Source organism: Streptomyces sp. NPDC006261, assembly GCF_040613515.1.
GTDB lineage: Bacteria > Actinomycetota > Actinomycetes > Streptomycetales > Streptomycetaceae > Streptomyces.
The window spans coordinates 62,849-69,764 of record NZ_JBEXSI010000038.1 but is presented as its reverse complement, the minus strand read 5'-3'; the positions used below and the strand labels follow the sequence as shown (position 1 = coordinate 69,764).

The window sequence follows — 6,916 nt, the reverse complement described above, 5'->3', positions numbered from 1 at the left end:
TGATAACCAGTCATCCCGGTCGAGAACACCGCCTCACCGAAAGTCTCCCCCACGGCCCCATAAGCACGGCCACGGAACACACGGCCGTCCTCCAGGACGAGTACGGCGGGAGCCTGGGCCCCCCGGGTGGAGATCGTCATCGTGCGGTGCCTTCCGTAGTGCTGGTGAGGTGGTTGACGGCGTCGACCCAGGCCTGGTGCTCGGCCGCGTGGTCGGAGCGGAAGCCGGAGTCGATCCGGGTCTCGCCGTGCGCCCAGGTGATGATCAGCAGGCCGCCCTCGGGGAGGACCTTGCCCGCCAGCGCCTTGTCGAGACGGGCCTCGCGCAGTGCCTCGGCCGGGATGAAGAAGTCGCTCGCGCCGGGGCGTACGACGTCCAGGCCTCGTGCGGTGAGCGTGAGCTCGGTGCGGCTGCGGGTGCCGAGGCCGTGGGCGACGATCCGGTCGAGCCACTGTCCGGCGGTGGTGGAGGCGTGGTAGCGCCCGGTGAGCGTCAGCAGCACCTCGTCGTCGGCGAAACCTTCAGGGGTCGTCGCGAGCTCGGGCAGGTCGGACTGGAGGCTTCCGCGCCATTTCCAGCCCTGGCGCATCAGCCAGTAGACGAGGGCGATGAAGACCAGCAGGCCGATCACCCAGGCGATGCGGGCGGACCAGTCCGTCACTTCCGCCGACTTCTGCTCGGCGGCCAGGAGGTACAGGGGGGTCAGTGTTGTCACGCGAGCTTCCCGTCGACGACCGTGGCACGGCCCCGCAGGAAGGTATGGGTGACGCGGCCCGGCAGCTCACGCCCCTCGTAGGGGGTGTTTCGGCTGCGGGACGCGAAGCCCGCGGGGTCCACGGCTCCACGGTATGCCGGATCGACCAGCGTGAGGTTGGCGGGCTCACCCGCCGAGACGGGACGGCCGTGTCCTTCGAGACGGCCGATGGCCGCGGGGCGGAACGACATGCGGTCGGCGACGCCCGCCCAGTCGATCAGGCCGGTGTCCACCATCGTCTGCTGGACGACCGAGAGCGCGGTCTCCAGGCCCACCATGCCCATGGCGGCCGCCGCCCACTCGCAGTCCTTGTCCTCGTGCGGGTGCGGGGCGTGGTCGGTGGCCACGCAGTCGATCGTGCCGTCGGCGAGCGCCTCGCGCAGGGCCATGACGTCGGCCTCGGTGCGCAGCGGCGGGTTCACCTTGTAGACCGGGTTGTAGGAGCGGACCAGCTCGTCGGTGAGGAGGAGGTGGTGCGGGGTGACCTCCGCCGTGACGTTCCAGCCCTTGGACTTGGCCCAGCGGACGATGTCCACGGACCCGGCGGTGGAGAGGTGGCAGATGTGGACGCGGGAGCCGACGTGGGCGGCGAGGAGGACGTCGCGGGCGATGATCGACTCCTCGGCGACGGCGGGCCAGCCGCCGAGCCCGAGCTCGGCGGAGACGATGCCCTCGTTCATCTGGGCGCCCTCGGTGAGGCGGGGCTCCTGGGCGTGCTGGGCGACGACGCCGTCGAAGGCCTTCACGTACTCCAGGGCGCGGCGCATGATCACCGCGTCGTCGACGCACTTGCCGTCGTCGGAGAAGACCTTCACTCCGGCGGCCGAGTCGTGCATCGCGCCGAGCTCGGCGAGCTGCTTGCCCTCCAGGCCGACGGTAACGGCGCCGATGGGCTGGACGTCGCAGTAGCCGGACTCCTTGCCCAGGCGCCACACCTGCTCGACGACGCCGGCGGTGTCGGCGACGGGGAAGGTGTTGGCCATGGCGTGGACGGCGGTGAAGCCGCCCGCCGCCGCTGCCCGGGTGCCGGTGAGGACGGTCTCGGAGTCCTCGCGGCCGGGCTCGCGCAGGTGGGTGTGGAGGTCGACGAGGCCGGGCAGCAGGACCTGGCCCGCCGCCTCGACGACGGTGGCGCCGTCGGGGGCTTCGATGCCGGTGCCCACCTCGGCGACGGTCTCGCCGTCGATCAGCACGTCCTGCGGCTCGCCGCCGAGGATGCGCGCACCGCGGATAAGGATCTTGCTCATGGTTACTTGGTCTCCTCGGTACGGGCGGGGCTCTCGGTACGGGCAGAGCCTTCGGGGCGGGCGGGAGCTGACAGGGCGGTGTCCGAGCCGCCGAGCAGCAGGTAGAGGACGGCCATCCGGATGGAGACGCCGTTGGCGACCTGCTCGACGACCGTGCAGCGGTCGGAATCGGCGACCTCGGCGGTGATCTCCATGCCGCGGACCATCGGCCCGGGGTGCATGACGATGGCGTGCCCGGGCATCTTCGCCATGCGCTGGCCGTCCAGGCCGTAGCGGCGGGAGTACTCGCGCTCGGTCGGGAAGTAGGCGGCGTTCATCCGTTCACGCTGCACACGCAGCATCATCACCGCATCGGACTTCGCCAGCACGTCGTCGAGGCTGTAGCTGACGTCGCAGGGCCACTGTTCGACGCCCACGGGCACCAGGGTGGGCGGGGCCACCAGCGTGACGTGTGCGCCCAGGGTGGTGAGCAGGTGGACGTTGGAGCGGGCGACCCGGCTGTGCAGGATGTCGCCGACGATGGTGATGCGGCGGCCGTCCAGGTCCCGGCCGAGGCCGGCGTCGGCGCCGACGAGGCGGCGTCGCATGGTGAAGGCGTCCAGCAGGGCCTGGGTCGGGTGCTCGTGGGTGCCGTCGCCGGCGTTGACCACGGCTCCGTCGATCCAGCCGGAGGTGGCGAGCCGGTAGGGGGCGCCTGAGGCTCCGTGCCGGATGACGACGGCGTCGGCGCCCATCGCCTCCAGGGTCAGCGCGGTGTCCTTCAGGGACTCGCCCTTGGAGACGGAGGAGCCCTTGGCGGAGAAGTTGATGACGTCGGCGGAGAGCCGCTTGGCGGCGGCCTCGAAGGAGATACGGGTCCGGGTCGAGTCCTCGAAGAAGAGGTTGACGACGGTACGGCCGCGCAGGGTGGGGAGCTTCTTGATCGGCCGGTCCGCGACCCGGGCCATCTCCTCGGCGGTGTCGAGGATCAGGACGGCGTCGTCGCGGGTGAGGTCGGCGGCCGAGATGAGATGGCGCTTCATCTGGGGTTCTCCGGTGGCTGGAGGAGTGTTGAAGGCATGCGGGCGCGCAGGAGCAGGCCGTACGCCCCCCGAAGGGCCGTACGGGAGCCGCTCGGGCTACTGCGCGTCCGCGGGAGCGGCCTGCTGGACACCGAGCAGCACGGCGTCGCGGCCGTCCTCCTCGGCGAGCTGGACCTTGACCGTCTCCCGCAGCGACGTGGGGAGGTTCTTGCCGACGTAGTCGGCACGGATCGGAAGTTCGCGGTGACCGCGGTCCACGAGGACCGCGAGCTGCACGGCGCGCGGGCGGCCGATGTCGCCGAGGGCGTCGAGTGCGGCGCGGATCGTGCGGCCGGAGAAGAGCACGTCGTCGACAAGGACGACCAGCTTCCCCTCGATCCCCTCGCCGGGGATGTCCGTACGGGCCAGAGCACGCGCGGGGCGCAGCCGCAGGTCGTCGCGGTACATGGTGATGTCCAGGGAGCCGACCGGCATCTTCCGGCCGGTGATCTCTTCGAGTTTGTCGGCGAGCCGGCGGGCGAGGAAGACGCCCCGCGTCGGGATGCCGAGCAGCACCACGTCGTCTGCGCCCTTGGCGCGTTCGACGATCTCGTGGGCGATACGGGTAAGAACACGGGCGATGTCGGGGGCCTCGAGAACAGGCCGTGCCGCGTTGCCGGTGTCGTCGTGCTGTGCGTCCATAAGAAACGGACCTCCTTCTCCGCCTCACGGGACGGACCTTAAAGGACGTCGAAATTACGTCATCCACGTTACCAGGGCTTGCGTAAGGCCTTGGCCCCACCCCCTGGAGGTGCCGGTCCGGACCATTCGGCTTGACGCATCCAAGTAACGCTGCGTAACCTCACAGTGAGTTACCAGCCACGCGGCGGAGCCGCACACTGTTCCAGCGTCCGGGGAGCCATATGTCCAGCGAATACGCAAAACAGCTCGGGGCCAAACTCCGTGCCATCCGCACCCAGCAGGGCCTCTCCCTCCACGGCGTGGAGGAGAAGTCACAGGGGCGCTGGAAGGCCGTCGTGGTCGGTTCGTACGAGCGCGGCGACCGTGCCGTGACCGTGCAGCGCCTCGCCGAGCTGGCGGATTTCTACGGGGTCCCGGTGCAGGAGCTGCTGCCCGGTACGACGCCGGGCGGGGCCGCCGAGCCGCCGCCGAAGCTCGTCCTGGACCTGGAGCGCCTCGCCCATGTCCCGCCGGAGAAGGCGGGTCCGCTGCAGCGCTATGCGGCGACCATCCAGAGCCAGCGCGGTGACTACAACGGCAAGGTGCTCTCGATCCGCCAGGACGACCTGCGCACCCTCGCCGTGATCTACGACCAGTCGCCTTCCGTGCTCACGGAGCAGCTGATCAGCTGGGGCGTGCTGGACGCGGACGCGCGCCGCGCGGTCTCCCACGACGAGAGCTGAGACCGAGAGACCCGGGTCCGCCGTCCACGGCGGGCCTGACGGCAGAAACGTGCCGCCGGGTCGGCGGGAGCCTTCGGGTTCCCGCCGGCCCGGCGTTTTCTGTCCCCGCCGCTCCATCAGCTGTCCCCCGTACTCCCTCAGGGCGTACGCCGAAGGGCCCACGGTCGGCGGCGCTGACCGTGGGCCCTTCGTGGCGTGCGTGGCCGAGCGGCCCTCAGGGGCCGCCACGCCGGGGGGGTTACTGCTCCCGGCGCAGGTTCGGCTTGAGGTCCTTGAAACGGGCCAGCATGCCGTTCACGAAGGACGGCGACTCGTCGGTGGAGAACTCCTTGGCGAGCTGGACCGCCTCGTCGATCACCACGGCGTCCGGCGTCTCGTCCATCCAGATCAGCTCGTACGCGCCGAGCCGGATGATGCTGCGGTCGACGACCGGCATGCGGTCGATCTCCCAGTCCACGGCGTAGGTGACGATGAGGTCGTCGATCCGGTCCGCGTACTGCGCGTACCCCTCGACCAGCTCCATCGTGAATTCGCCGACCGGCGGCTGACGGTCGTCGGTCCGCGAGTGCCGGACCCAGTCCGCGAGAACGCTCTGCACGGACTCACCGCGCTGGTCGGCCTCGAAGAGGATCTGGAAGGCGCGCTTGCGGGCCTTGTTCCGGGCAGCCACGGTTAGCTGTTCACCCGGCCGAGGTAGTCGCCCGAGCGGGTGTCGACCTTGATCTTCTCGCCGGTGGAGATGAAGAGCGGCACGCCGATCTCGTAACCGGTCTCCAGGGTGGCGGGCTTGGTGCCACCCGTGGAGCGGTCACCCTGAACGCCCGGGTCGGTGTGCTGGATGGTCAGCTCGACCGCGGCGGGCAGCTCGACGTAGAGCACCTCGCCCTCGTGCTGGGCGACGGAGGCGGTGAAGCCTTCGATCAGGAAGTTGGCGGCGTCGCCGACGGCCTTGCGGTCGACCATGAGCTGGTCGTACGTGTCCATGTCCATGAAGACGAAGTACTCGCCGTCCATGTACGAGAACTGCATGTCGCGGCGGTCAATGGTGGCCGTCTCGACCTTCACGCCGGCGTTGAACGTCTTGTCGACGACCTTGCCGGAGAGCACGTTCTTGAGCTTGGTGCGCACGAAGGCGGGGCCCTTGCCGGGCTTGACGTGCTGGAACTCGACGACGGACCAGAGCTGGCCTCCGTCGAGCTTGAGCACCAGGCCGTTCTTGAGGTCGTTCGTGGAAGCCACGGTTGCGGAATCTCCTGGACTGAAGCTGGTGGAACGACCGGGGATGCGCGCTAGAGCGCGAGCAGTTCCTTGGTCGTCATGGTGAGTAGCTCGGGTCCGCCGTCCGCCTCGGGGCGCACGACGAGCGTGTCATCGATCCGGACACCGCCCCGGCCCGGGAGGTGGACCCCCGGTTCGACGGTGACCGGCACACAAGCGTCCAGTTTACCCATGGCTGTCGGTGCCAATTGCGGGTCCTCCTCGATTTCGAGGCCCACACCGTGCCCGGTCCTCGGCTGGAGGCCCTCTCCGTACCCCGCCAACTCCAGCGGATGCCGGGCCGCACGGTCCACGTCCCGGTAGGCGGCGCCCGGCGCCAGCGCCTCCCTGCCTCCCCGCTGAGCGGCGAAAACGAGGTCGTAGAGCTCGATCTGCCACTGGGCGGGGGCGGTGCCGATGACGAAGGTCCGGCCGATCTCGCAGCGGTAGCCGTGGTAGTTCGCGCCCAGCCGGACGGAGAGGAAATCCCCCTCCTCGACCCGGCGGTCGGAGGGCCGGTGCTGCCCCTGGCCGGAGTTGGGGCCGGTGGCGACGGAGGTGGCGAAGGCGGGGCCGTCCGCCCCGTGGTCGACCAGGCGGCGCTCCAGCTCCAGCGCGAGATGGCGCTCGGTGCGGCCGACCAGGATCGACTCGAGGAGCTCGCCGAGGGCTTGGTCGGTGATCTCCGCGGCGATGCGCAGACAGCCGATCTCCTCCTCGTCCTTGACGATCCGCTGCTGCTCCACGGTGAAGCCCAGATCGGCCAGCCTGAGGTGTGGTGCGGCCTTCCCCATGGCGCGGTGCCGGGCCACGGTCAGGTCGTGCTCCTCCACGGCGAGCGAGTCCGCACCCGCCCCGGCGGCGAGGCCCGCAGCCTCCACCACCGGGTCCGCGTCGGGGACGGGCAGGACATCGACCCGCAGCGCCTCGTCGGGCCGCCCGTGGCCGGGTTCTCCGGCCGGGGCGCGGGGGCAGAGCAGAACGTCCTCGCCAGGGCCGAGCAGCAGCACGGCGCCCGGCGGCGCTCCGCCCGCGAGATAGCGGACGTTGGCGGGGCGGGAGACCAGGGCGGCCGCGGACCCCGCGGCGGCGCACCGGTCGCGGAGCAGCCCGCGTCGGACGGCGTGCACCTCAGACATGCTCCGAGCGTACGAGCGGGGTCGGCTCCCCGCCCGGCCAGCGCATCCGACCGGGGGGACGGGCGCGGCAGGGTCACAGGGGGTCAGGCCACAG

The 6,916-nt window shown here is 70.6% G+C and carries 9 protein-coding genes; 1 reads left to right on the top strand and 8 read right to left on the bottom strand.

The annotated features are described in order from the left end of the window. The 5 genes from ABZ154_RS23880 to pyrR all read right to left on the bottom strand — a co-directional run. Positions 1-140, bottom strand: a 140-nt coding sequence (locus tag ABZ154_RS23880; protein WP_356835727.1) for a carbamoyl-phosphate synthase domain-containing protein, incomplete at its 3' end; no start/stop codon positions are given. Then, entirely contained in the window at positions 137-715 is a 579-nt protein-coding gene (locus ABZ154_RS23875) for a hypothetical protein (RefSeq protein WP_356835723.1), read from the bottom strand. The genes ABZ154_RS23875 and ABZ154_RS23880, both read right to left, overlap by 4 nt. Beyond that, complete coding sequence (locus ABZ154_RS23870) at positions 712-2,001, bottom strand: dihydroorotase (protein ID WP_356835721.1); 1,290 nt, start codon at positions 1,999-2,001, stop codon at positions 712-714. Before ABZ154_RS23870 ends, ABZ154_RS23875 begins: the two co-directional genes overlap by 4 nt. Positions 2,002-2,003: 2 nt before the next feature. Continuing rightward, positions 2,004-3,023 carry an aspartate carbamoyltransferase catalytic subunit gene (locus ABZ154_RS23865; protein ID WP_356835719.1) on the bottom strand — a complete coding sequence of 340 codons (1,020 nt, stop codon included), beginning with the start codon at positions 3,021-3,023 and terminating at the stop codon, positions 2,004-2,006. Between the two features lie 96 nt (positions 3,024-3,119). After that, entirely contained in the window at positions 3,120-3,704 is a 585-nt protein-coding gene (gene pyrR / locus ABZ154_RS23860; protein WP_018515203.1) for a bifunctional pyr operon transcriptional regulator/uracil phosphoribosyltransferase PyrR, read from the bottom strand. A 221-nt stretch (positions 3,705-3,925) separates the two neighbouring features. Between pyrR and bldD the strand changes: the two genes are divergently transcribed. Further along, positions 3,926-4,426, top strand: a complete 501-nt coding sequence (bldD, locus tag ABZ154_RS23855) for a transcriptional regulator BldD (protein ID WP_006123181.1) — start codon at positions 3,926-3,928, stop codon at positions 4,424-4,426. A 238-nt stretch (positions 4,427-4,664) separates the two neighbouring features. Here the strand turns inward: bldD and nusB are convergent, their stop codons facing one another. Genes nusB through ABZ154_RS23840 form a run of 3 tightly spaced genes read right to left on the bottom strand, consistent with a single transcriptional unit; the run spans position 4,665 to position 6,822 of the window. Then, the gene (gene nusB, locus ABZ154_RS23850; RefSeq protein ID WP_030574107.1) at positions 4,665-5,096 is read right to left on the bottom strand and encodes a transcription antitermination factor NusB; all 432 of its coding nucleotides are present in this window, start codon (positions 5,094-5,096) and stop codon (positions 4,665-4,667) included. Between the two features lie 2 nt (positions 5,097-5,098). Next, complete coding sequence (gene efp, locus ABZ154_RS23845) at positions 5,099-5,665, bottom strand: elongation factor P (RefSeq protein WP_007453234.1); 567 nt, start codon at positions 5,663-5,665, stop codon at positions 5,099-5,101. A gap of 50 nt (positions 5,666-5,715) precedes the next feature. Further along, positions 5,716-6,822: a M24 family metallopeptidase gene (locus tag ABZ154_RS23840; RefSeq protein WP_356835717.1), complete on the bottom strand. Its 1,107-nt coding sequence runs from the start codon at positions 6,820-6,822 to the stop codon at positions 5,716-5,718. Positions 6,823-6,916: the final 94 nt, after the last annotated feature.

Excerpts from the sequence above, each read along its gene's own strand:
- ABZ154_RS23870 (WP_356835721.1), bottom strand. The coding sequence starts at position 2,001 with ATGAGCAAGATCCTTATCCGCGGTGCGCGCATCCTCGGCGGCGAGCCG.
- pyrR (WP_018515203.1), bottom strand. The coding sequence starts at position 3,704 with ATGGACGCACAGCACGACGACACCGGCAACGCGGCACGGCCTGTTCTC.
- bldD (WP_006123181.1), top strand. The coding sequence starts at position 3,926 with ATGTCCAGCGAATACGCAAAACAGCTCGGGGCCAAACTCCGTGCCATC.
- ABZ154_RS23865 (WP_356835719.1), bottom strand. The coding sequence starts at position 3,023 with ATGAAGCGCCATCTCATCTCGGCCGCCGACCTCACCCGCGACGACGCC.
- ABZ154_RS23840 (WP_356835717.1), bottom strand. The coding sequence starts at position 6,822 with ATGTCTGAGGTGCACGCCGTCCGACGCGGGCTGCTCCGCGACCGGTGC.